The following is a 21592-nucleotide window of genomic DNA, read 5'->3' on the forward strand; positions in this document are numbered from 1 at the left end:
GGTATCGCTCAACCGGAGGATTCCCGATGCGTAGCTTTGATCTTGCCCCCCTGTACCGCGCCACTGTCGGCTTTGACCAACTGGCGGACATGGTGGACCGGGCGTTTGCAGCCGATGTGGCTCAGCCCAGCTATCCCCCTTATAACATTGAAAAAACCGACGAGAATGCGTACCGCATCTCGATCGCTGTCGCCGGGTTTTCCGCCGATGATCTGTCGGTCGAGGTGAAGGAAAACGCGCTGGTCGTGTCCGCCCGCAAAGCCGAAGAGGCCGAGCCGCGCACCTACCTGCACCGTGGCATCGCCACCCGCGCGTTCGAGCGTCGCTTCACCCTGGCCGACCACGTGCGCGTCACCGGCGCGGCCCATGCCGACGGGATGCTGCACATCGATCTGATCCGCGAAATGCCCGAGGCGCTGAAGCCCCGGCGCATCGAAATCGCCAACGGTGTTGCGGCCCAAAAGGACGTTTTGGACGCCAAGGCAGTGAATTGATAACCCGCCGAATCGTAAGATTTCTGCCGTAAACCGTACGTCCGAAATCTGACCCTGCGCGCCCGCCTTGCTCCTGCCGCAAGGCGGGCTTTTTCGTGCCGATCACGAATTATGTCAGCTATATTGACTTAATGTCGCGCTTGCCCGAAGGTGCGCAACATAATTGCAGGAGTCGGGCCATGAGCTTGCCTAATCTTTTCGCTACCCGGATCAAGGGAATGAAGGCCTCGGAAATCCGGGAGCTGCTGAAACTGCTGGATCAGCCCGACATCATCAGCTTTGCCGGCGGCATCCCCGACCCGGCGCTGTTCCCGGTCGAGAAGTTCCAGGCGGCGATGGCCAAGGTGCTGGGGGGCGGGAATCACGCGGCCTCGCTGCAGTATTCGACGTCCGAGGGGCATAAGCCGCTGCGCGAGTGGATCGCGGCCGAGATGGGCCGCATCGGCATCGCCTGCACGCCGGACAATATCCTGATCACCAGCGGGTCTCAGCAGGCGCTGGACTATCTGGGCAAGCTGTTCCTGTCGCCGGGTGATACCGCGCTGGTGGGCTGGCCGACCTATCTGGGCGCGCTGGGGGCGTTCAACGCCTATGAGCCGCGCTATGACCGGCTGCAGCCGGGCGGCAATCGCAGCGCGCAGGACTATGCCGCGCAGGCTGCGCCGGGCCGGGTGAAGTTCGCCTACCTGTCGGTGGATTTCGCCAACCCGACCGGGGTGACGCTGACCCAGACCGAGCGCGAGCAGGTGCTGGATCTGGCCGAGGAGCTGGACTGCGCCGTGATCGAGGACGCGGCCTATCAGTCGCTGCGCTATGACGGCCCCGCGATCCCGCCGATCCTGTCGCTGGAGATCGCGCGGAAGGGATCGATTGACGCCTGCCGGACGGTCTATTGCGGCTCGTTCTCCAAGACGCTGTCGCCGGGTCTGCGGATCGGCTGGGTCTGTGCGGCCAAGCCGGTGATCAGCCAGATGGTGCTGCTGAAACAGGCGGGCGACCTGCACACGCCGACGCTGAACCAGATGGCGATTGCCGAGGTCGCCAACGACGATTTCGACGGCCATATCGAGCAGGTGCGGGCGCTGTATCGCTCCAGACGGGACCGTATGTTGGCGGCGCTGGAGCGGCACATGCCGGCGGGCGTGGAATGGACCCGGCCCGAGGGCGGCATGTTCGTCTGGCTGACCCTGCCCAAGGGCATGGACGGGGCCGAGCTGTTGGCGCAGGCGCTGCGGACGGAAAAGGTGGCGTTCGTGCCGGGTGGCGCGTTCTTTGCGGACGGCTCGGGGCGGAACTCGCTGCGGCTGAACTTCTCCAGCCCGTCGCAGCAGGCGATCGACGAAGGCATCGCGCGGCTGGGTCGTGTGCTGACGGCGGCGCTGACCCCGGCGTGAATGGGGGGCGAAGGCGGCCGATTTTCCGTGCCGCGTTAAGGGTTTGCTAAGGCATTTCGCGCAATCTGACCCTGACTATTTCGCCCAACCCATTTCATTCCGGAGGCACGCCTTGGACCCGCAGAACCTGAACCTGATCAAGGACAGCTTTCCGTCGGTTTTCCAGCACAAGGCGGAAATTGCGACGCAGTTCTATGACCGGCTGTTCGCGTCCGTGCCTGAGACGCGGCAGATGTTCCGGGCCGAGATGGCGACGCAAAAGGAAATGCTGGCCTCGGTGCTGACGACGCTGGCCAAGGCGAGTTTCGATCCGGAGAAATTGCAGGACGTCATCGCGCGGCTGGCGCGCAGTCATGCCGGGCTGGGCATCACCGAAGCGCAGTTCCGCGCCGGAGAGACGGCCCTGATGGAGGCGTTGGGCAGCGTGATGGCGCCCAAGCTGCCGCCGCCGGCCCTGTTGGCCTGGCAGGCGGCGATCCGGCGGGTGATCGCGGCAATGATCGACCCGCCAGAAAACTAACCGGAGTCGTGATCAGACGGACATGCAGATGTATTTCATCTCCAGGTAATCCTCGATCCCGTGGTGGCTGCCTTCGCGGCCCAGACCGGACTGCTTGACGCCGCCAAAGGGGGCGACCTCGGTCGAGATGATGCCGGTGTTGACGCCGACGATGCCGTATTCCAGCGCCTCGGCGACCTTGTACACGCGGCTCAGGTCCTTGGCGTAGAAGTACGAGGCCAGACCGAAGATCGTGTCATTGGCCATGTGGATCACCTCGTCCTCGTCCTTGAAGCGGAACAGCGGCGCGAGCGGGCCAAAGGTTTCGTCGGTGGCGAACATCATGTCCTGAGTCGCGCCGGTGACGATGGTCGGGGGCAGGAAATACCCCGCGCCCTGGATCGGATCACCGCCGCCCAGAATCACCTTGCCGCCCTTGGCGGTGGCGTCGGCGACGTGTTCCTGCACCTTGGTGATCGCGTCGGTGTTGATCAGCGGGCCCAGATCGGTGCCGGCGGTCAGGCCATCGCCGACCTTCAGCTGGCTGACGGCGATCTTCAGCTTTTCGGCAAAGGCGTCGTACACGCCGTCCTGCACGTAGATGCGGTTCGCGCAAACGCAGGTCTGGCCGTTGTTGCGGAACTTGCACAGGATCGCGCCCGCGACGGCGGCGTCCAGATCGGCGTCATCGAACACGATGAAGGGCGCGTTGCCGCCCAGCTCCATCGAGCATTTCATGACCTGATCGGCGGCCTGACGCAGCAGGATGCGGCCAACCTCGGTCGAGCCGGTGAAGGTCAGCTTGCGGACGGCGGGGTTCTCGCAGAACTCCTTGCCGATCTCGCTGCTGCGCGACGAGGTGACGACGCTGAACACGCCCTTGGGAATGCCGGCGCGCTCGGCCAGAACGGCCAGAACGGTGGCCGACAGCGGCGTTTCGGCGGCGGGACGGGCGACAAAGGCGCAACCGGCGGCCAGCGCGGGGCCGGCCTTGCGGGTGATCATCGCGTTCGGGAAGTTCCACGGCGTGATCGAGGCGGCCACACCGATGGGCTGCTTGATCACGGTGATGCGCTTGTCACGCTGGTGGCCGGGGATGGTTTCGCCGTAGATGCGCTTGGCCTCTTCGCCGAAGAATTCGATGAACGAGGCGCCATAGACGATTTCGCCGCGCGCTTCGGCCAGGGGTTTGCCCTGCTCGGCGGTCAGGATCGTGGCCAGGTCGTCGGCGTTTTCGATCATCAGGTCGAACCAGCGACGCATGACGGCGGCGCGTTCCTTGCCGGTCCACTTGGCCCATTCTTTCTGGGCCTTTTCGGCCACGGCGATGGTCTGAGCCACCTGCGCGCGCGACAGATCGGACATGTTGGCGATGACATCGCCACGCGCCGGGTTGGTGACCGGGAAGGTCGCGCCATTTTCGCCGTCCAGCCACTCGCCGCCCGCATAGGCGCGTTCGGCCAGCAGGCTGGGGTCTTTCAACAGCGATTTGAGATCGGTTTTGGTGTCCAGCATAACATCCCCTCTCGAATTTTGCTCTGGCACAGGGAAAACACTTGGCAGTACGGTTGTCCAGCGCGTTTGATCAAATGAAACTTAACATGTTAAGCAAATGAGTCAAGATACCCTCGATGATGCCTATGCCAATGCGGCGTATATTCCCGGTGCCGATGCGTTTCCGCTGCGTTGGGCCGAAACTGCAGCCGCCTTTCGCGAAGGGATGAGCGAGGCCGGAGCGGCCGAGCTGAACATCCCCTACGGGCCATCGGCGCGGCAGCGGTTCGACCTGTTCCTGCCCGAGGGCACGGCAAAGGGGCTGCTGGTTTTCGTGCACGGGGGCTATTGGCTGCGGTTCGACAAGTCCTACTGGTCGGGATTCGCGGCTGGCGCGGTGCAGGCGGGTTGGGCGGTGGCGATGCCCAGCTATGATCTGTGCCCGGACGTGTCGATTGCGGATATCACGCAGCAGATCGCGCATATGATCCCGGTGGCGGCCGACATGGTGGCCGGGCCGATCGTGCTGGTGGGGCATTCGGCGGGCGGGCACCTGGTGGCGCGGATGTGCGTGCCCGGCGTGCTGCCCGAGACGGTGGCCGAGCGGGTGGTGCGCGTGATGCCGATCTCGCCGGTGGCGGATCTGCGGCCGTTGCTGCGGACCTCGATGAACGACGCGTTCAAGCTGGATCTGGCGGCGGCCGAAGCCGAAAGCCCGGCGCTGATGGTGCCGCGCGAAGGGATCGCCGTGGTCGTCTGGGTCGGGGCCGAGGAACGCCCGGTGTTCCTGGAGCAAGCCGCCGCACTGGCCGAGGCCTGGGGCTGTCCTTGCGTGATCGACCCGGGCAAGCATCATTTCGATGTGGTCGACGGGATGGCCGAGGTGGGAAGCCGGATGCTGGCCCGGCTGTTGCCGGACCTCTGAGCGGGGCGCAAAATTCCTTCGAGGAATTTTGACCGGAAAATTTGAAATTTTCCGGGCCTCCGGCGGGAGTATTTGGTTCAGAAAGAAACCAGGTCAGCCGTGGCGGGAGCGGTAGGTCGGGTGCGTGTCGCCCGGGGCCGTGATCGCTGCGTGGATGGCGCGGGCGATGGCGCGGGCCATGACGGTGGCGGCGGCGTGGCCGAGGTAGAGCGTGTCCGATGCGACGTGGCCCAGCGGTTTGGTGCCGGTGGCGGCTGCGAAGATCAGGTCTCCGTCCATTGGGGTGTGGGACGGGAAGAGCGCGCGGGCGTAGCCGTCATGTGCGGCCGTGGCCATGCGGGTGCATTGGGCTTGGGTCAGGTGGGCGTCGGTGGCGACGATGCCGATCGTCGTGTTGGCGTGGCTGGCCAGTTTCGTCGGCGGGATATGAGTGTCCTCGTAGTGCAGCGCGGGGCCGTGGTGGCCGTATTCGGAGGCGTGCTCGAACGGGGCGGCCCAGAAGTGTTTGCTGTCGCCGACCGTCGCCGAGCCGAGGGCGTTCACCGCGACCAGCGCGCCGACCGTGTGGCCCGAGGGCAGCACGATGGAGGCGGAGCCGAGGCCGCCTTTCCAGTTGGCCGTTGTGGCGCCTGTCCCGGCGCCTGTGGTGCCCAGCGTGAAATGGGGGGCGGCGTTGGCGAGGGCCTGGGCGCCGAGGCGTTTATAGGGGTTCTCGGGCCAGTTCTTGTCGCCGCCGTTGATCAGGTCGAACAGGATCGCACCGGGGACGATGGGGACGCGCTGGTCACCCACGGCAAAGCCTCGGCCTTGGGCGCGCAGGGCGTCGGCTACGCCCGAGGCGGCGTCCAGACCGAAGGCCGAGCCGCCGGCGAGGACGAGGGCGTCCACCTGTTCCACGGTCTTGTCGGGGGCCAGCAGGTCTGTTTCGCGCGCACCGGGGGCGCCGCCCATGACGCAGACGCCCGCGGTGAAGGGCGCGTCGGCCACCAGCACGGTCACGCCGGTCTTGATGTGGTCGTCCTGCGCGTTGCCGACTCGCAGCCCCGCCACATCGGTGATCAAATTCTGCGGGCCGGGGCGCGGAGTGCTGCTCATCTGTCGGAAATCCTGTCTATGTGTCGCAAACCATCTTGCCAGATCGGGCGGATTGGGCAAGGTGTGCGCAGGGCGAGGCGATGGCGTCGCCACATGACGTGAGATCATGCGCCCTTTGCCGTCCTGTACGCCGGGACCTTTCTATTTCTTAGGAGGGTCGAAATGACTGAACGTCCTGAAATGTATCGCTATCACAACGGGGACAAGGTTGTCCTGCCGTTCGCGGTGGCTGAGTATGAGGCGCGCGTGGCCGGGCTGCGCGCGATTATGGCGGATGCGGGGGTGGGCGCGGTTGTGCTGACCTCGATGCACAATATCGCGTATTACAGCGGGTTTCTGTATTGCTCGTTCGGGCGGCCCTATGGGCTGGTCGTGACGGCGAGCGATTGCGTGACGATCAGCGCGGGCATCGACGCGGGGCAGCCGTGGCGGCGGTGCTGGTGCGATAACATCACCTATACCGACTGGCAGCGGGATAACTACTGGCGGGCGGTGCGCTCGGTCGCGGGATCGGCGGCGGTGATCGGCTATGAGGGCGACCACCTGACCATGTTGCAGCGCGCCAAGCTGCAGGCGTTCCTGGCGCCGGCCCGGATGGTGGACCTGCACGAGGCGACCATGCGGCAGCGTATGCACAAATCCGAGGCCGAGATCGCGCTGATCCGCGAGGGGGCTCGGGTTGCGGATGTGGGCGGTTATGCGATCCGTGATGCGGTGAAGCTGGGCGCGCGCGAGATTGACGTGGCGATGGCCGGTCGGGATGCGATGGAGGCGGAGATCGCACGCTCTTTCCCCGATGCCGAATACCGCGACACCTGGGTGTGGTTCCAGTCGGGGCTGAACACCGATGGTGCGCATAACCCGGTGACGGCGCGGGTGCTGGAGCGGGGCGATATCCTGAGCCTCAACACCTTTCCGATGATCAGCGGCTATTACACCGCGCTGGAGCGCACCATGTTCGTGCACGAGGTCGATGCGGCCAGCCTGAAAATCTGGGAGGCCAACGTCGCCGCCCATGAATACGGGATGAGCCTGTTGAAGCCGGGGGTCAGCTGCTCCGAGGTGACGCATGCGGTAAACGCCTTCTTCGAGGAGCGCGACCTGCTGCAGTACCGTACGTTTGGGTATGGACACTCGTTCGGGGTGCTGTCGCACTATTACGGGCGCGAGGCGGGGCTGGAGCTGCGCGAGGATATCGACACGGTGCTGGAACCGGGCATGGTGATCAGCATGGAGCCGATGCTGACCATCGCGGATGGCCAGCCGGGGGCCGGGGGATACCGCGAGCATGATATCCTGGTCATCACCGAGGACGGGGCCGAGGATATCACGGGCTACCCGTACGGGCCGGAGTTCAACGTGGTGGGCTGAGGGAGGGGGGCGCTGCCCCCCAACCGGCCTGCGGCCGCCCCCCGGGATATTTGGAAAAAGAAGAAGGACAGGCGTCAGAGACGGATGACGTAGTCCTTGGTCGTGGTTTCGACGACCTGCCAGGTGCCGCGGAAGCCGGGGCGCAGGATGAAGCTGTCTCCGGCGCGCAGGGTCACCGGGGGCTGGCCGTCCTGGGTGAGGATGGAGAGGCCGGACAGGATGCGGCAGTATTCCCATTCGTCATATTGCACGCGCCAGGTGCCCGGGGTGGAGCGCCAGATGCCGCAATAGAGGCCGTCGGCCTCTTCCAGGTTCCAGGTGGTGAAGACCGGGTCGCCCTCGATCAGGCGATCGGGGGCGGGTCGGTCGGTTTCCGGGGGGACGGAGGCGGTGACGGGCAGGTATTCGGTCATGGCGGGCCTTTGGCTGTTTCGCGCCAGACTGGCCTTAGTTGCCGAATTTGCCAAGGGCCGTGAAGTCGATGGTTTTCAGGGTGTCGAGGATCAGATCGGGCTGGTCGCCGCGGGCCTGGATCAGGACGCGGTTGTCGACGAGGCCGGTATATTCGCCCTCTTGCACCATGAATTTCTGGCGCCCGATGCGTTCGAGTTTCAGGCCCATCATGCCGGCATTGGCCAGCATCGCGCCCATGCTGGCGACCATCGGGTTGTCGGCCATCATGGTGATGGTGAACTCGGCGTCGTCGGAATTATAGCGCGCCTCGGCACCGACACCGCCGCCCATCATGGCCATGCCGGCGTTCATCTCGGTGTTGACGGTGCGGGTCCAGCCGGCGGGGGCCTCGGGCAGGTAGGCGGTCAGCGCGTCGGTTTTCAGGGTCAGCATCTTGTTGCGGGCGAAGTCGAGCTCCTCGAGCGCGTATTGGATTTCGCCGTTCTTGTAGGCGGCGGTGGCGGCGTCGAGCGCGTCCGTGATCTCGTCCGCGTGGGCGGTGGCGGGCAGCAGGGCAAGCGCAAGGAGCGGGGCAATCAGGCGGGTCATCGAAATCTCCGGGGGTTGGGAATGATCGGACTGTGGCGGGGCGTGTGCGCGCGGGCAAGTGGGATTTTCCTGACCTTTGGCGGCTTGCCTCTTTCCAACGGGGGGGCGATTTGCGAACATCCCTGCAGGTTTCGTTTTGACCGGGGGATGTAAAGCCGTTTCACATCCCCCATATGAATTAAAGGTTTCATTCAGGGAGTATGTGATGGCGAATTTTGAAGCGCAGGTCCTGGAATCGCAAAAGCAGGTGGCCGAGGCGCAGGCCCGGATTTCGGAGCTGACCGCCCGCATCGACACGGCACGCCAGAAGATCAAGACCGGCGACGACGCGATGATCGACATCGAGAACGCGACGCTGGACGACGTGCACGCCCATACCGAGGTGATGAACGCCAATATCGCCGAGCTGATCATGGGGCTGGACGATGTGACGGCGGCGTTTTCCAAGGATTTCGACGAAATGCGCTCGAAAACCGGGTGGGAAAGTTTTGTCGGCATCTTCAGCAAGGGCAAGTCAGACTCATTGCGGCAGGAGCGGATGCGCACGGCCAATATCGACGACAAGCTGCAGGACCTGATCGGCAAGTCGGACATCATCACCAAGCTGCTGGAAAGCCAGCTGGCCACGCTGAACGACCAGAAGGGCAAGGTGGAAACCAACCTGACGGAAACGCTGGACGAGCGGGAATTCACCGTGCAGGAGCTGGAAACCGTGCGGGCCGAGATCCTGGGCATGGACCCCAAGATCATCGAGCTGGAGAACAAGATCAGCGTCACGCAGGACGCGGCGGAACGCACCAAGCTGGAGACTCAGCTGGCCGAGCTGAACAAGCAGTACAACGAGCTGGTGCAGCAAGAGCAGGTCAAGCTGGCCAAGTCGCAGACGCTGGAACGCTATATCGAGAAGGGCAAGACCTGGGTCGATTCCCTGCAGAACCAGGCGGCGACGCAGATGGTGCTGATCAACAAGCTGCAGACGGATACCAAGCAGCGGGTGATCCTGTACGATGCGCTGACCAAGTCGCTGAAAACCGCCCAGCAGCAGGACATCGCGCACCGGATCAACGAGATCGGCGTGCAGACCGACAAGGAAGCGCAGGCCGCCATGGCCGCGATCGGCACGGCGACCAACCAGCGCATGGCCGACATGATGGAAAAGCACGAGGAACACATGGTCTTTGCCCGGCAGGTGCTGGAGGCCAAGGCCAAGGCGGACGAACGCTTTGCCCGTCGGTTCCAAGCCATCGTCGAGAAGCACGACAAGAACCTGTATGGTCAGTAAATGGCGGACAAGGTCGATCTTCAGGCCGATCACGCGGCGCTGCGCGATACCTTCGCCAGCCGGAGGTATTTCCGCAAGTTCGATGTGATCACCGGCCACCTGACCCGCGTCGCCGCGCAGATGCGCGCGGACGGGGAATTGTCGGGCGACGAGGTCGAGGTGCTGACGCGCTATCTGGCGATGATCGGCTACACCTTCCGCGCGCTGAGCATGAAATACCTGCTGGTCGGGCGCGAGACGGGGCAGTTCTTTGGCTCGCTCTCGATCGACACGGTGGACAGCGGGTTCCCGGTGTTCAACGAGTTGCTGGTGATGGCCAATGACGCGTTGCAGGCGCGGCAACATCTGGAGGGGTTGCCCGGCGTCGAGGCGATCAAACGGCAGATGGTCGAGCAGATCGTCGGCCAGCAGAGCCTGCCGACGCGGCTGCAATTCGCGCTGTCGCAGCGGCTGTACTACGAGGAATTGCAGCGTGGACAGCTGTTCTGGGCACGCAACGATCCTCGGGCGATCTGGTTGAGCGGGCTGGAGGACCGGCGGCGCTATCTGCTGCACTGGGCGGTCTATGACAGCCAGCTGAACCTGCCGGTGATCTACATGATGGAGGTCGAGGACAGCGGCAAGGACGCCCTGCCCAAGGACGAACACCGCTGGCCCGAAGCGCAGGCGCACCTGATGGGGCAATCCCTGGGCGGGCTGAAGCTGGTGACCATTGCCAAGGGCTTCGACGAGCAGTTCAACGACCTGCATCCCAAGCGGCTGCGGCGTATCCATCTGGGGCCGATGTATTCGCATGCCTACACGCTGCAATCAGGCCCGCTGCGCGAGGTGCTGGCCGAGGCCGAAAGCCCCGAAGGTCAGGACTGGGCGTTGGCCTGGACCGTGGAAGAGCTGGAAAGCGAGCGGGTGACCGAGGCCAAGGTCGGCTGGTTCAGCACCGCCGAGCGCGAGGTGTTCGCGCTGGACCCGTTCGGCGGGCGCGGCGTGGATACCGGGGCCACGCGGACCGAGCGGAGCATCATCCTGCCGGAGCGGCCCTATCAGGTGCTGGCCGAGAAAGCGCCGGCCGGGTTCGCCAGCGTGCGCAAGTTCGTCGTGGGCGCCGCAGGTCGGGTGTTGAGTTATCGGTGATGTCTGGCGGAGGAAAATTCCGGGACGGAATTTTGAACGGAAAATTGGGAATTTTCCGTGCCTCCGGCGGGAGTATTTGAGTCAGAAAGAAGCGAAAGGGCTGTGAGATGAGCCTGACGAGCGATTTGATGGAGCTGCGCGAAGACGAGATTCGCGCGCATTATCCGGCGGCCTTGGCGTTGTTGGAGGGGTTTGACCACACGCCGCGGCTGGGCAAGGCGCGGGATGTGCCGGGGCCGGAGCGGTCCTCGGGGGTGGTGGGGCATCGGCGGTTCCGTTCGACCACGCCGGGGATGGTGACGCGTTCGACCGTGCGGGCCGAAGGGGTGCGCCTGTTGGAGCGGATCGAGGCGGCGGATGGGGGGGATGCGTTGGTCTCGCCCTTGCAGGCGACGGTGATGAATGCGTTGCGGCGGGCCTTGGCGGTCGCCTTGGCGATGGGGCAGGGCTATGCGGCACAGGTCGGCTTGGACGCGTTGAAGCGGGCCAATCTGGAGGGGTCTTTGCCGCCCGCGCGCAAGGGCGAGTTTGCGGAGTTGCTGGCCGCTGAGGCGTTGGTTTCGATGCATGTCTTCGGCAATACGCTGGCGTATCTTTTGGCGCCGCATCAGCCCGAGCTGGCGGTGGCCGTGGCCCAGCCGCAGGAGGTGTTGACGGACAATGCTCAGCTGGCTTTGCACGGTGTGTTGTGGGAGCTGGATCAGGATATCGCAACCCATGCCTCTGACGAGCCGCATCTGGTGGCCACGCTGGCCGCGTTTGCCGAGGCGCTGATGGAGCGGGTGGCCTTGCGTGCCCAATCCGCGCCGCGGCTGGAGGGGTTCGGCACGGCCAGTTGGCGGATCGAGGCGGATGATCTGACGCTGCAGGGCTTTACCCCCGCGCGCAAGGCGGTGGGCACGACCCTGACCATGCAGTTCAAGGCGCCGCATCAGGTGGTGGGCAACCACATCGCCAAGTATCAGGCGATGCGTCTGGCCAAGATGCTGATGGCCTATGATTTTTCGCGGAAACTGAACCCGTTCGCGGAACTGGGCGGCTTCATTTTCACCTTTATGGGCGACGGCAAGCCGGGAACGGGCAAGACGACCTTGATCCAGATGATGGCGGGGTTGGTTCACGAATATTGTCAGGTGGCGGGCTATCCGTTCCGGTATCAGAACTTTGGCATCGACAATATCGACAGCTATCAGGGCAAGTCGGGGCAGAATGCAAAGGCCTTTGTGAACAACGTGTTGGATCCTTCGGTGATCGGATTTGGGACCATCGACGACATCGACCAGATCGCGGGGAAGCGGGGGGATCGTCAGTCCAGCGCGGGCCAGCAAGAGGTGACGGCGGTGTTCATGGAAGCATTCGCCGGGGCCAATACGGTGGTGCGGGGGAACTGCACCTTCGGGATGTTCTCGAACTACCCCGAGAACGTGGACGACGCCTTGCGCCAGCGGGCCGGGGCGCGGTTCCTGGTGGACGGGCCGCAAACGCGCGAGGATTACATCGACATCCTGGCGCTGCTGTTGGGCAAGAAGCACGACATCCCGCTGGGTGAGCATGAGCTTTACGCCGCCCAGGAGATCAAGCGGGCTGTTGCACGCTCGTTCGAGGGGCACGCGCGCCCGCATGAGGCCGGACTGATCGATGTTTACGACCGCGTGCAGGGGCAGGTCGGGGATCTGAACACGATTGCCAAGCTGGGGACGTACCTGAAGGCGATCCAGCAGGCGGATGAACGGTTCACCGGGCGGGCGATCAAGAACATCACCGACGCCGTGAAGGTCCGCGCGATGGATTTCGAGCTGCCGGATGAGTGGATGGAGCAGCCCGACCTGTTCCTGTTCCAACCGTATGAACGCAAGCTGGCGATGATCGAAGACCTGCGCCGCCCGATCACGGTGGAGATGGTGATCCAGGAGATCAACCGCTACGCCGACTCTGAGTTCCGCTATGCCGACAAGTCGGACGAGGTGGCCATCGAGGCAATGGTACGGGATTTCGGGCGTACGGAAGAGGCGAAACGGCGGTATCTGGAGGGGAAGGGGTGATGGCTGTTTCTGACACCAGAGGGAAACGCCAGTCTGCTGGGAGGGCAAGATGCTGTTGCTGAGCTATGCCACCGGGTATTTCGTTTTGAACACCTTCTTTGGTTTGATCTTCCTTGCCTGGTACATCAATCGCGCGTGGGGCCGGCACCCCGAAGCCGGTTTCGCGGGGTCGAATTACTGGGGTGTGGCGGTCGCCTTTTCGGTGATCGTGCTGCTGTGTTACGCGGCCTTTGGTGGCGGGCATTACGACAGCGGGTTTGCGGTTGGCCCCGTCACGCGCCTGTGGATGACTGGACTTGGCTTACCCTTCTCGCTGGTGGTTTTGATGATTTTCGGCCCTGTCTGGAATGGTCTGAATGACCGAAAAAGAGCACGGGAGGCCAGCCAATGAAACGCCTCATCGAAAAAGGCCTGATGTTCGGGAACCTGATCCATGTGTCCTCGCCTGCGCTGGTCGAGCGGTATAACCGGGCGTTGATCCATCTGACGGGCAAGCGGACGCAGCTGACGGATTTTCACATCGACATCAGCGGCTACTCGCCCGAGGTGGGGGACGAGCTGGGGGATATGCTCTACCTCAATCAGGGGGGGTGTAACCGGCAGTTCATCCTGCTGAGTACCGCGCAGAAGACGGCGCCTTTGTTGAATGCCAAGTTCTCGATGTCGCGCAGCATTCTGCGCCAGTTCATCGAGGAGAACGAGGCGCAGCTGTTCGCCCTGACGGCGCGGGATGCGGTGGCGGGGGAGCTGTTGAACTCGGTCTATTCGGTGGCCGATCCGGCGCGGCTGCTGGACATTCGCAAGATCAAGATCGAGGCGGATACGACGGCGGGCACGGTCAAGGACGCCGAAAAGCTGGGCAAGATGGTCGACCGCTTCATGGAGGAGGACGACGCCTGGTTCGACGACGTGCTGATCGCGGACATGATCGGGCTGGCCAAACGCACGGGCGACGTGACGCGCAACCCGGTGCGGCTGAAACAGATGGAGTTCACGCAGGACAACTATTGGACGGCGCATTTCGGCGGGGTGTACCTGTTCCGCTCGGTTCCGCATCCGGCGGTGATCGCGCAGGACAAAACGGCGCTGCGGGATATCGCGATGAAGCACGTGTTCGACTTTGCCGACCGCAACCAGATCGCCCATTTCCTGGAGCTGAACCGCCTGGCCGAACCCATCGTCAAGGCGCGGGGCATCGATGCGGGGGCGATCCTGCGGCAGAAGATGGACTTCATCGTCGTGGACGTGGCGCAGGATCGCGGCATCGACCTGACGGGGGCCACGCGGCGCGATATCCGGGCGCTGGCGCGGGCCCATGCGGATGCCCTGCCGGCAGAGTTTCACGGGCTACAGGCGCTGGTGCGCTGGGCCGAGGACGAGGGCGAATGGCCCCGCATCGGCAGCGATCACCCAGCCTATTTCTACACGCTGCGGGCGGCCGATCACCCGGATGCGGACCTGGTGAACATGCTGCTGGCCGAGCTGTCGCCCAAGGACGTGCGGCAGCTGTTCATCTGCCACAAAGAGCTGTTCTACAGGCTTTATGCCGGCTGGTCCGAGACCAAGAAATCCTATGTGGCCGATTTCCTGGAACGCGAGTATCAGGCGGACAAAGCGGGCGCGCGTCGGGCGCTGTTCGGGCATGATGCGCCGATGGCAGAACCCGCGCCGCCGCCGCCTCCGCCCGCGCCAAAGCGGGACCTGCTGGATCAGGTCGGTCCGTGGGGCGCGGTGCGCCGGGCGCAACCAAAGAAAATCAAGGGCCCCTGGGGCGGATAGGAGGGAGCAATGTTCGGACTGCTGCGCCTGGTGATCATTGGATTTGTCATCCTGACCATTATCTATGTGGGCGTGTCGCTCTATTCCCGCTCGGTCCGGCGCGACAAGCTGGAACGCGAATGGGACGAAGAGGTCAAGAAGGGCGACCGCGAGGATTTCGTCGAGGACGGGCTGGACGAGTACGAAAACTCGTTCCGGCGCAAGCTGATCTGGCTGGTCTACATCATCCCGGTGGTGATCGTTCTGGCGATCATCTACATGGTGAACATCTACTAAGGAGGGCCGCGAATGGTCTATGTCAAATGGACGTTCTGGATCACGATCTGGCTGATCGTCGGGGCGTTCTTTCACTACACGCTGCCGCAACACGACATCGTGCGCATCGTCAACACCTACGAAGAACGCGAGGAACTGGGCGACTGGACCCGCATCTTCTGGGCGACGCCGGACGACCAGTCGGCCAACCTGATCAACCGCGATGTGCAGTTCATTCAGGCGGTCACCCCCGAGGGCAAGGCCAAGGTCTATCGCAACGAGGATACCGGCTGGCACTGGCCGCCCTATTTCAAGTTCGACACGGCCAACCTGTACACCGAGGCGAATGACGCGAAATCCACCAAGGAAAACCCCGAGTGGTACGCGATCACCCATTACGGCTGGCGCAACGAATACTGGACGGTCTTCCCCAACGCGGTGGCGATCAAGCGGGTGGACGGGCCTGATGCGACGATTATTCCGTGGCTGAACATCCTGATCCTGACGCTGTTCTTTGCGCTGATCTGGGCCGTGCGCGTGCGCTGGATCCGCTTCCGTCAGGCGCGGATCGACCCGGTGCTGGAGGATATCGAGGACGGCTGGGACGCCGCGGGCGACCGGATCGCGGAAAAACGCGGCCGGGTGCGGCGCTGGCTGGACAGCTGGAAATCCAAGAAATGAGGCAAGGGCCGGGCGGTTCGCCCGGCCTTTCGCTTAGCGCCCCGCGGCGATCAGGTTCAGCGCATCGCGGGCGATCTGACGCTCTTCGTCCGCCGGAACGACATGCACGGGCAGATCCCCCAGGAATGCCAGATGCTGTAGGATACGGGTGCGTATGGGTTCCGCATTCTCACCGATCCCGCCGGTAAAGGCGATGGCGTCGATGCCCCCCATTGCAACGATGGCCGAGCCTGCCTCTCGCGCCGCCCAATAGCAGTAATGCTCGATCGCGAAATGCGCCTCGGGGGCGTCGGTGGCCAGCAGTTGCACCATGTCATTGGTGCCGCCCAGACCCTTCAACCCGCAGTCCTTGTTCAGCATCTTGATGGTGGCGTCGATGCCGTAATCCTGCGCCAGTCGCAGCACGGCCATGCTGTCGAAGGCACCGGGACGGGTGCCCATGACCAGCCCCTCGACCGGGGAATAACCCATCGAACTGGCGACGGATTTGCCATCGACAATCGCGCACAGCGATGAGCCGTTGCCCAGATGCAGCGCCAGCAGGCGGCGCGGCAGGGAGGGCCCCAGCGCCTCGACCAGCGAGGCATAGGACAGCCCGTGGAACCCGTAGCGGCGGATGCCCTTGTCCCGCTCGGATTGCGGGATGGCGTAGGTGGTTACGAGGGGCGCGTTGCCAGCGTGAAAGGCGGTGTCGAAGCTGGCATATTGCGGCAGGTCCGGCACCAGCGCGGCCAGCGCGCGGATGGCCGACAGGTTGTGCGGATTGTGCAGCGGTGCCAAGGGGTTATACCCCTCGATCTGCGTCATCACGGCGTCGGTCAGGCGCACCGGGTCGTGCAATTCTCCGCCGTGGACGATGCGGTGGGCGGCGCCGGTCAGCGCCTCGGCCGGGTGGCCCTGAGCGGCCAGCGCCTGCAGGATCGTCTTGAACGCGGCCTTGTGGTCGGGGGCAAAGGCGGGCTGGTCCAGCGTGCCCAGCTTGATGCGGGCCTTGCCGCCGATCTCGGTCACCTTGCCTTGCAGGATCGCGGTCAGGTGTTCGTCGAACAGCTCGACCTTGATCGAGCTGGAGCCAGCATTGACGACCAGGATCATTCCGGTGCCCCCGCCGCGATCACGCCCAACGCGGCCGAGGCGATGCGCGCCGGGGCCGCTTGCGCGCGCGAGGTCAGCAGGATCGGTACCTTGGCCCCCAGCACCAGACCGGCGGCGCAGCAGCCCATGCCCAGCACCATCAGCTTGAACACGGCGTTGGCGGTGGTGATGTTGGGGCTGAGGATGATGTCCGCATCGCCACAGACGGGCGAGTCAAAGCCCTTGGCGATGGCGGCCTCTTTCGACAGGATCAGGTCCATCGCCATCGGGCCGGTCACGACGCAATGGGGCAGGGCGTCCTTGGCCCACTCGGCGATCTGGCGCGCTTCGACCGAGTTCGGCAGCGAGGGGATCGGGTCCTCGGTCGCGGACAGAATCCCGCATTTCGGGTCCTTGATGCCCAACTGATGCGCCAGTTTTACGGCGTGGCGCAGGCATTCCTTGCGGGTCTCGACATCCGGATCGACGTTCAGCGCGCCGTCGGTCATCAGCAACGGCCGGTCCGAACCGGGCGCGGTGATGTGAAACACGTGGCCGCAGCGGGTGCCGGGTTCACGCAGGCCAGCCGAGACCGGCAGCAACCCCTTGAGGAAGGTCGAGGTGTGGATCTGCCCCTTCATGATCGCCTGCACCTCGCCGTTGCGGGCCAGTTCGGCGGCCTTGGGGGCGGCGGTTACGTGGGGGGCCTCGATCAGGGGGATGCCGGTGATGTCCCACTCGATCTCGTCGGCGGTGGCCTTGATCTTGTCGACGTCGCCGATCAGCACCGGCTTGGCCAGCCCCAGATCGGCGGCTTCGCGGATCCCCTCCAACGCGTTGACAGAGCCCGCGTTGACCAGCGCGACGCGCGGTTTGGGCAGGTCATGCGCCTGATTCAGCAGGCGCTGCGGGGCCTGCGCGGTGACGGGGGACAGAAACGGAAACGGGTCACGAACCGACATTTGCATCGTACTTACCTTTCGCTGCGGGGCAGCCTTTGCATCGCTGGGCAGCGTAACAGAGCCGTGTCGGGGGGCCATACCTTCCGTTGCGGTCGCCGCGCTGCGGCATTTTTGTCCGCCTACGGGGCGGGCAGGGCGGCGATCGCCTGGGCGATGCGCGCGATGCCTTCGGGGATCCGCTCGGCCGGGATCGAGGAATAGGCCAGACGGTAGAAATTCGCGGGCGGATTGGGGGCGGAAAAGAAGTGCCGCCCCGGCTCGATCAGCACGTCGCGCTGCATCAGGGCGGCGGTCAAAGCCTGCGTGTCCACGTGATCGGGCGCGCGCATCCAGAAGGACGAGCCGCCAAACGCGCCGCTGCCCGCGATGGTCAGGCCATGCTGGCGGATCGCGGCCTCCATCACGCGACGACGGTCGGCCAGCACCTTGCCCATCTTGCGGATTTGCGCGTCGTAATGGCCCAGCGACAGGAAATAGGCGGCGGTGCGCTGCACATGCCCCGGCGGGTGGCGCAGCACGCTGGCACGCAGGGCGCGGGCCTCGCGGATGAAGGGTTCGGAGCCGACCAGATAACCCAGCCGCAACCCCGGAAACAGCGACTTGGAGAAGCTGCCGACATAGATCACCCGCCCGTCCGCATCCAGCGATTTCAGGGCTGGCGATGGCGGCGAGAGGAACGACATCTCGAACTCGTAGTCATCCTCGACGATCAGCGCGTCCATCTCTCGTGCCCGGCGCAGCAACGCGCGGCGGCGGTCCAGCGGCATGGTCGCGGCGGTCGGACATTGGTGCGACGGAGTGGTGAAAATCACGTCCGCCTGCGGGATGTCCTGCGGCGGCAAGCCGTTGGAATCGACGCTGACCGGGGCCATGTGACAGCGCGATTGCGTCAGGATATCCCGCAGCGCGCTGTAGCAGGGGTTTTCGACCACGGCGACGCGCCGCTGGGTCAGCAGCACCTGCGCGGCCAGCCACAACGCATTCTGCGCGCCCAGCGTCAGCAGCACCTGATCGGGCCGCGCAATGATCCCGCGCCGGGGCAGGCTGTGGCGCAGGATGAACTCGATCAGCTTGGGGTCGTCCTTGTCGTAATAGTCGGTGGTGAGGGCGGTAAAATCCTTTTGCCCCAACGCCTTGAGCGCACATAGCCGCCAGTTCGCATGGTCGAACAGCGCCGGGTCCGTCTGCCCGTAGATGAACGGATACCGGTAGCGAGACCAGTCCTGCGGGCGCTCGGGCACGACCCCGCCGGTGAAGCGCTGACCGATGGCGCGCGCCCAATCCACCGCCTCGGACGGGGCCACTTGCGGCGGATCGGCGGGCGGCTCGGGCGCCGTGTCCGACACGAAATACCCCGAGCGCCCCCGCGACGACAGATAGTCGCTGGCGACCAGCTCGGTATAGGCCAGGGTCACGGTGATCCGGCTGACGCCCAGGTGCAGGGCCAGCTTGCGGGACGAGGGCAGCTTTTCCCCGCGCGCGAACCGGCCGGACAGGATGCCTTGCGCGATCATCTGCTGGATCTGCGCCTGAAAGGTGCCCTGCGACTGCGGGTCCAGGAAAAAGGTTTCCGCCGGAATGCTCATGCGATCAGCTTAGTCTGGACTTATCCGCGAAACAATCTGGTCTGATGACATCGGGCGGCGGATCGGGCAGGTTGGTCGGTAACGACAGGAGGCGCAGATGAAGATTGCAGTGATGGGCGCGGGTGCGGTCGGGTGCTACTACGGCGCGATGCTGGCGCTGGCGGGGCACCAGGTCACCCTGATCGGACGCCCCGCATTGGTCGAGGCGGTCTCGGCCAACGGCCTGATCCTGGAGAAAGCCGGCGCGCGCCATGTCTGCGCGGTGCAGGCCAGCACCGACCCCTCTGCAATCACCGGGGCCCAGATGGTGCTGTTCTGCGTCAAATCCGGCGACACCGCCGCTGCAGGCGCCCAGATCGCCCCGTACCTTGGCGATGACACCCTGCTGCTGAGCCTGCAAAACGGCATTTCGAACCCCGAAACGCTGGAGCACGCCACGGATCACAAGGCCATCGCCGCCGTCGTCTACATGGCCAGCGCAATGGTCGCCCCGGGCGTCGTGCGCCACGAAGGGCGCGGCGAGCTGGCCATCGGCGGCCCCGATGCCACACGCGCCGCCGAAACCCTGAACGCCGCGCAAATCCAGACCGAGGTGTCGGCTAACGTCATGGGCCTGTTGTGGGGCAAATTGCTGATCAACTGCGCCTACAACGCGATCTCGGCCATCGCGCGCATGCCCTACGGCACCTTCTACGCCGTCGACGGACTTCCCCAACTGATCGAGGATATCACCGCCGAATGCCTCGCCGTCGCCCGGGCCGAGGGCGTCACCCTCCCCGAAGGCACCCTGCAAACAATCCGCAACGTCCCCGGCTGGATGCCCGCGCAATATTCCTCGACCGCGCAGGACGTGATGCGCGGCCGCCCCACGGAAATCGACTTCCTCAACGGCGAAATCCTGCGCCGCGCCGCGCGCCACGGCATCGACGTGCCGATCAACCGCACCCTGACCCTGCTGACCAAGCTGGCCGAGATGCAGTAAAAAAGGGCCGGGAAAACTCCCCAGCCCTTCTTCTTTTTCCAAATATCCCGGGGGGAGGCCGCAGGCCGGGGGGCAGCGCCCCCTTACCCGAACACCTTCGTCAGCGCCGCGTCCACCGTGTTGGTGATGAAGTCGATATCATCCGCCGTCACGATCAGCGCCGGCGAGAAACACAGCACGTTGTTCCGCCCGGGGATCGAGCGGTTGGACGCCCCGATGATCAGCCCCGCCGCGCCACAGGCCGCAACCACGGCCGCCATGTCCTTCTCGTCCACCGGCTCTTTCGTGGTGCGATCCTTCACCAGCTCGGCGCCCTGGAACAGGCCGATCCCGCGCACGTCACCGATCACCGCATGCTTCTCCATCAGCGCGCGGAGGTTGCCCATCAGCCGCGCGCCCATGGCGGTGCAGTTCTCCAGCAGACCCTCGTCCTCGATGATCTTCATGTTCTCCAGCGCCGCCGCCGGTCCGGCCACGCAACCGCCAAAGGTCGAGATATCGCGGAAATGGTCCAGCTTGTCCGAGGGATCGGATTTGAACATCTCGAACACCTCTTCGGTGGTCACACAGATCGCGATCGCCGCATAGCCCGAGGCCACACCCTTCGCCATCGTCACGAAATCCGGCTTGATGCCGTAATGCTGATACCCGAACCATTGCGAGCCGGTCCGCCCGATGCCGCAGACCACCTCGTCGATATGCAGCAGGATGTTGTATTGCTTGCAGATCTCCTGCACGCGCTCCCAATAGCCCTCGGGCGGGGTGATGACGCCGCCACCCGCGGTGACCGGCTCCAGACACAGCCCGCCGATGGTGTCGGGGCCTTCGCGCAGAATGACCTCTTCGATCAGGTTCGCGGCAGCAATGCCGAACTCACGACCCGACAGATGGCCCAGGCCCAGCTCTTCCTTGCGATACTCCAGGCAATGCGGCACACGCACAAAGCCCGGCGCGAAGGGGCCGTACTGCATGTTGCGCTCGTCCTGCCCACCCGCCGACATCGCGGCCAGAGTGCCACCGTGGTAATCGCGGTCGCGGTACAGGATCTTGTGCTTGGTGCCGCCGTATTTCTTGTGCGCGATCTGGCGGATCATCTTGAACGCCTTCTCGTTCGCCTCAGAGCCCGAGTTGGTATAGTAGACCCGGCTCATCCCCGGCATCTTCTCGATCAGCTTCTGGGCAAAGATCGACCCGGGGATCGAGCCCGCCGACTGCGCGAAATAGCACAGTTTCATCAGCTGATCGCGCACCGCATCGGCAATCTGCGCACGCCCGTAGCCGACGTTCACAGTCCACACCCCGCCCGAGACAGCGTCCAGGTATTCCTTGCCGTTCTGATCCCAAACGCGCATCCCTTTGCCTTCGATGATGATACGCGGATCGCCGGTCTCGAACGGCTTGTGCTGGGTCAGGTGATGCCAGACATGGGCGCGGTCAGCGTCCACCACGGCGCGAATATCGTTGTCGAGAGTGCCATCCATCATCTTCGGGCTCCGTCAGAAAAGAATAATGCCACGCTGAAACCGGCGTGGACTGCTACCGGC

At 64.5% G+C, this 21592-nt stretch carries 21 protein-coding genes; 13 read left to right on the forward strand and 8 right to left on the reverse strand.

Features of this window, described 5'->3' with window-relative positions; all coding sequences use genetic code 11:
* The first annotated feature begins 26 nt into the window (after window positions 1–26).
* From E7681_RS10610 to E7681_RS10620, 3 genes are all read left to right on the forward strand, one after another.
* Window positions 27–494: an Hsp20 family protein gene (locus tag E7681_RS10610; RefSeq protein WP_136339259.1), complete on the forward strand. Its 468-nt coding sequence runs from the start codon at window positions 27–29 to the stop codon at window positions 492–494.
* 179 nt (window positions 495–673) lie between these two features.
* Window positions 674–1888, forward strand: a complete 1215-nt coding sequence (locus tag E7681_RS10615; RefSeq protein WP_136339260.1) for an aminotransferase-like domain-containing protein — start codon at window positions 674–676, stop codon at window positions 1886–1888.
* A 112-nt stretch (window positions 1889–2000) separates the two neighbouring features.
* Window positions 2001–2408, forward strand: coding sequence for a globin domain-containing protein (locus tag E7681_RS10620; protein WP_168733192.1), 408 nt, complete (start codon window positions 2001–2003; stop codon window positions 2406–2408).
* Between the two features lie 12 nt (window positions 2409–2420).
* Here the strand turns inward: E7681_RS10620 and E7681_RS10625 are convergent, their stop codons facing one another.
* Window positions 2421–3902, reverse strand: coding sequence for an NAD-dependent succinate-semialdehyde dehydrogenase (locus E7681_RS10625; RefSeq protein WP_136339262.1), 1482 nt, complete (start codon window positions 3900–3902; stop codon window positions 2421–2423).
* 97 nt (window positions 3903–3999) lie between these two features.
* Here E7681_RS10625 and E7681_RS10630 point away from each other — a divergent pair, with 97 nt between their 5' ends.
* Window positions 4000–4806: an alpha/beta hydrolase gene (locus E7681_RS10630; RefSeq protein WP_136339263.1), complete on the forward strand. Its 807-nt coding sequence runs from the start codon at window positions 4000–4002 to the stop codon at window positions 4804–4806.
* A 93-nt stretch (window positions 4807–4899) separates the two neighbouring features.
* On the opposite strand, the gene E7681_RS10635 is transcribed toward E7681_RS10630, so the two are convergent.
* Window positions 4900–5901, reverse strand: coding sequence for a P1 family peptidase (locus E7681_RS10635; protein ID WP_136339264.1), 1002 nt, complete (start codon window positions 5899–5901; stop codon window positions 4900–4902).
* A gap of 162 nt (window positions 5902–6063) precedes the next feature.
* Between E7681_RS10635 and E7681_RS10640 the strand changes: the two genes are divergently transcribed.
* A complete protein-coding gene (locus E7681_RS10640; RefSeq protein ID WP_136339265.1) occupies window positions 6064–7272 on the forward strand; it encodes an aminopeptidase P family protein in 1209 nt (402 codons plus the stop codon).
* A 74-nt stretch (window positions 7273–7346) separates the two neighbouring features.
* Here the strand turns inward: E7681_RS10640 and E7681_RS10645 are convergent, their stop codons facing one another.
* Both E7681_RS10645 and E7681_RS10650 read right to left on the reverse strand, forming a co-directional pair.
* Entirely contained in the window at window positions 7347–7685 is a 339-nt protein-coding gene (locus E7681_RS10645) for a cupin domain-containing protein (protein ID WP_136339266.1), read from the reverse strand.
* 34 nt (window positions 7686–7719) lie between these two features.
* Window positions 7720–8274, reverse strand: coding sequence for a hypothetical protein (locus tag E7681_RS10650; protein ID WP_136339267.1), 555 nt, complete (start codon window positions 8272–8274; stop codon window positions 7720–7722).
* 205 nt (window positions 8275–8479) lie between these two features.
* Here E7681_RS10650 and E7681_RS10655 point away from each other — a divergent pair, with 205 nt between their 5' ends.
* The 7 genes from E7681_RS10655 (at window position 8480) to E7681_RS10685 (ending at window position 15444) form a co-directional block, all read left to right on the forward strand.
* Window positions 8480–9556: a coiled-coil domain-containing protein gene (locus E7681_RS10655; RefSeq protein WP_136339268.1), complete on the forward strand. Its 1077-nt coding sequence runs from the start codon at window positions 8480–8482 to the stop codon at window positions 9554–9556.
* Complete coding sequence (locus tag E7681_RS10660) at window positions 9557–10687, forward strand: hypothetical protein (RefSeq protein WP_136339269.1); 1131 nt, start codon at window positions 9557–9559, stop codon at window positions 10685–10687.
* 107 nt (window positions 10688–10794) lie between these two features.
* Window positions 10795–12729 carry an AAA family ATPase gene (locus tag E7681_RS10665; protein ID WP_136339270.1) on the forward strand — a complete coding sequence of 645 codons (1935 nt, stop codon included), beginning with the start codon at window positions 10795–10797 and terminating at the stop codon, window positions 12727–12729.
* A 49-nt stretch (window positions 12730–12778) separates the two neighbouring features.
* Window positions 12779–13120, forward strand: coding sequence for a hypothetical protein (locus E7681_RS10670; protein WP_136339271.1), 342 nt, complete (start codon window positions 12779–12781; stop codon window positions 13118–13120).
* Window positions 13117–14508: a DUF6638 family protein gene (locus E7681_RS10675; RefSeq protein WP_136339272.1), complete on the forward strand. Its 1392-nt coding sequence runs from the start codon at window positions 13117–13119 to the stop codon at window positions 14506–14508. Before E7681_RS10670 ends, E7681_RS10675 begins: the two co-directional genes overlap by 4 nt.
* A 9-nt stretch (window positions 14509–14517) precedes the next feature.
* The gene (locus E7681_RS10680; protein WP_136339273.1) at window positions 14518–14784 is read left to right on the forward strand and encodes a hypothetical protein; all 267 of its coding nucleotides are present in this window, start codon (window positions 14518–14520) and stop codon (window positions 14782–14784) included.
* A gap of 12 nt (window positions 14785–14796) precedes the next feature.
* Window positions 14797–15444 carry a DUF1523 family protein gene (locus tag E7681_RS10685; RefSeq protein WP_136339274.1) on the forward strand — a complete coding sequence of 216 codons (648 nt, stop codon included), beginning with the start codon at window positions 14797–14799 and terminating at the stop codon, window positions 15442–15444.
* Window positions 15445–15477: 33 nt separating this feature from the next.
* Here the strand turns inward: E7681_RS10685 and E7681_RS10690 are convergent, their stop codons facing one another.
* From E7681_RS10690 to pdxR, 3 genes are all read right to left on the reverse strand, one after another.
* Window positions 15478–16539 (reverse strand): acetate/propionate family kinase, encoded by a 1062-nt coding sequence (locus E7681_RS10690; protein ID WP_136339275.1) that lies wholly within the window; start codon window positions 16537–16539, stop codon window positions 15478–15480.
* Window positions 16536–17486 carry a phosphate acyltransferase gene (locus E7681_RS10695; RefSeq protein ID WP_246032462.1) on the reverse strand — a complete coding sequence of 317 codons (951 nt, stop codon included), beginning with the start codon at window positions 17484–17486 and terminating at the stop codon, window positions 16536–16538. The genes E7681_RS10690 and E7681_RS10695 overlap by 4 nt, the downstream gene beginning before the upstream one ends.
* Before the next feature lie 113 nt (window positions 17487–17599).
* Window positions 17600–19066: a MocR-like pyridoxine biosynthesis transcription factor PdxR gene (gene pdxR, locus E7681_RS10700; protein WP_136339276.1), complete on the reverse strand. Its 1467-nt coding sequence runs from the start codon at window positions 19064–19066 to the stop codon at window positions 17600–17602.
* A 97-nt stretch (window positions 19067–19163) separates the two neighbouring features.
* On the opposite strand from pdxR, the gene E7681_RS10705 reads away from it, so the two are divergent.
* Complete coding sequence (locus E7681_RS10705; protein ID WP_136339277.1) at window positions 19164–20048, forward strand: ketopantoate reductase family protein; 885 nt, start codon at window positions 19164–19166, stop codon at window positions 20046–20048.
* Window positions 20049–20131: 83 nt separating this feature from the next.
* Here the strand turns inward: E7681_RS10705 and E7681_RS10710 are convergent, their stop codons facing one another.
* Window positions 20132–21529: an aminotransferase family protein gene (locus tag E7681_RS10710; RefSeq protein WP_136339360.1), complete on the reverse strand. Its 1398-nt coding sequence runs from the start codon at window positions 21527–21529 to the stop codon at window positions 20132–20134.
* Window positions 21530–21592 lie beyond the last annotated feature (63 nt).

It is taken from the genome of Thalassobius vesicularis, from assembly GCF_004799325.1.
Classification (GTDB): Bacteria; Pseudomonadota; Alphaproteobacteria; order Rhodobacterales; family Rhodobacteraceae; genus Thalassobius; species Thalassobius vesicularis.

What these genes read in the sequence shown, in the direction of transcription:
- E7681_RS10685 (WP_136339274.1), top strand. Translation starts at nt 14,797, where the DNA reads ATGGTCTATGTCAAATGGACGTTCTGGATCACGATCTGGCTGATCGTC.
- E7681_RS10650 (WP_136339267.1), bottom strand. Translation starts at nt 8,274, where the DNA reads ATGACCCGCCTGATTGCCCCGCTCCTTGCGCTTGCCCTGCTGCCCGCC.
- E7681_RS10670 (WP_136339271.1), top strand. Translation starts at nt 12,779, where the DNA reads ATGCTGTTGCTGAGCTATGCCACCGGGTATTTCGTTTTGAACACCTTC.
- E7681_RS10635 (WP_136339264.1), bottom strand. Translation starts at nt 5,901, where the DNA reads ATGAGCAGCACTCCGCGCCCCGGCCCGCAGAATTTGATCACCGATGTG.
- E7681_RS10680 (WP_136339273.1), top strand. Translation starts at nt 14,518, where the DNA reads ATGTTCGGACTGCTGCGCCTGGTGATCATTGGATTTGTCATCCTGACC.
- E7681_RS10695 (WP_246032462.1), bottom strand. Translation starts at nt 17,486, where the DNA reads ATGCAAATGTCGGTTCGTGACCCGTTTCCGTTTCTGTCCCCCGTCACC.
- E7681_RS10705 (WP_136339277.1), top strand. Translation starts at nt 19,164, where the DNA reads ATGAAGATTGCAGTGATGGGCGCGGGTGCGGTCGGGTGCTACTACGGC.
- E7681_RS10660 (WP_136339269.1), top strand. Translation starts at nt 9,557, where the DNA reads ATGGCGGACAAGGTCGATCTTCAGGCCGATCACGCGGCGCTGCGCGAT.
- E7681_RS10710 (WP_136339360.1), bottom strand. Translation starts at nt 21,529, where the DNA reads ATGGATGGCACTCTCGACAACGATATTCGCGCCGTGGTGGACGCTGAC.
- E7681_RS10615 (WP_136339260.1), top strand. Translation starts at nt 674, where the DNA reads ATGAGCTTGCCTAATCTTTTCGCTACCCGGATCAAGGGAATGAAGGCC.
- pdxR (WP_136339276.1), bottom strand. Translation starts at nt 19,066, where the DNA reads ATGAGCATTCCGGCGGAAACCTTTTTCCTGGACCCGCAGTCGCAGGGC.
- E7681_RS10610 (WP_136339259.1), top strand. Translation starts at nt 27, where the DNA reads ATGCGTAGCTTTGATCTTGCCCCCCTGTACCGCGCCACTGTCGGCTTT.
- E7681_RS10645 (WP_136339266.1), bottom strand. Translation starts at nt 7,685, where the DNA reads ATGACCGAATACCTGCCCGTCACCGCCTCCGTCCCCCCGGAAACCGAC.
- E7681_RS10625 (WP_136339262.1), bottom strand. Translation starts at nt 3,902, where the DNA reads ATGCTGGACACCAAAACCGATCTCAAATCGCTGTTGAAAGACCCCAGC.
- E7681_RS10665 (WP_136339270.1), top strand. Translation starts at nt 10,795, where the DNA reads ATGAGCCTGACGAGCGATTTGATGGAGCTGCGCGAAGACGAGATTCGC.
- E7681_RS10655 (WP_136339268.1), top strand. Translation starts at nt 8,480, where the DNA reads ATGGCGAATTTTGAAGCGCAGGTCCTGGAATCGCAAAAGCAGGTGGCC.
- E7681_RS10690 (WP_136339275.1), bottom strand. Translation starts at nt 16,539, where the DNA reads ATGATCCTGGTCGTCAATGCTGGCTCCAGCTCGATCAAGGTCGAGCTG.
- E7681_RS10630 (WP_136339263.1), top strand. Translation starts at nt 4,000, where the DNA reads ATGAGTCAAGATACCCTCGATGATGCCTATGCCAATGCGGCGTATATT.
- E7681_RS10640 (WP_136339265.1), top strand. Translation starts at nt 6,064, where the DNA reads ATGACTGAACGTCCTGAAATGTATCGCTATCACAACGGGGACAAGGTT.
- E7681_RS10675 (WP_136339272.1), top strand. Translation starts at nt 13,117, where the DNA reads ATGAAACGCCTCATCGAAAAAGGCCTGATGTTCGGGAACCTGATCCAT.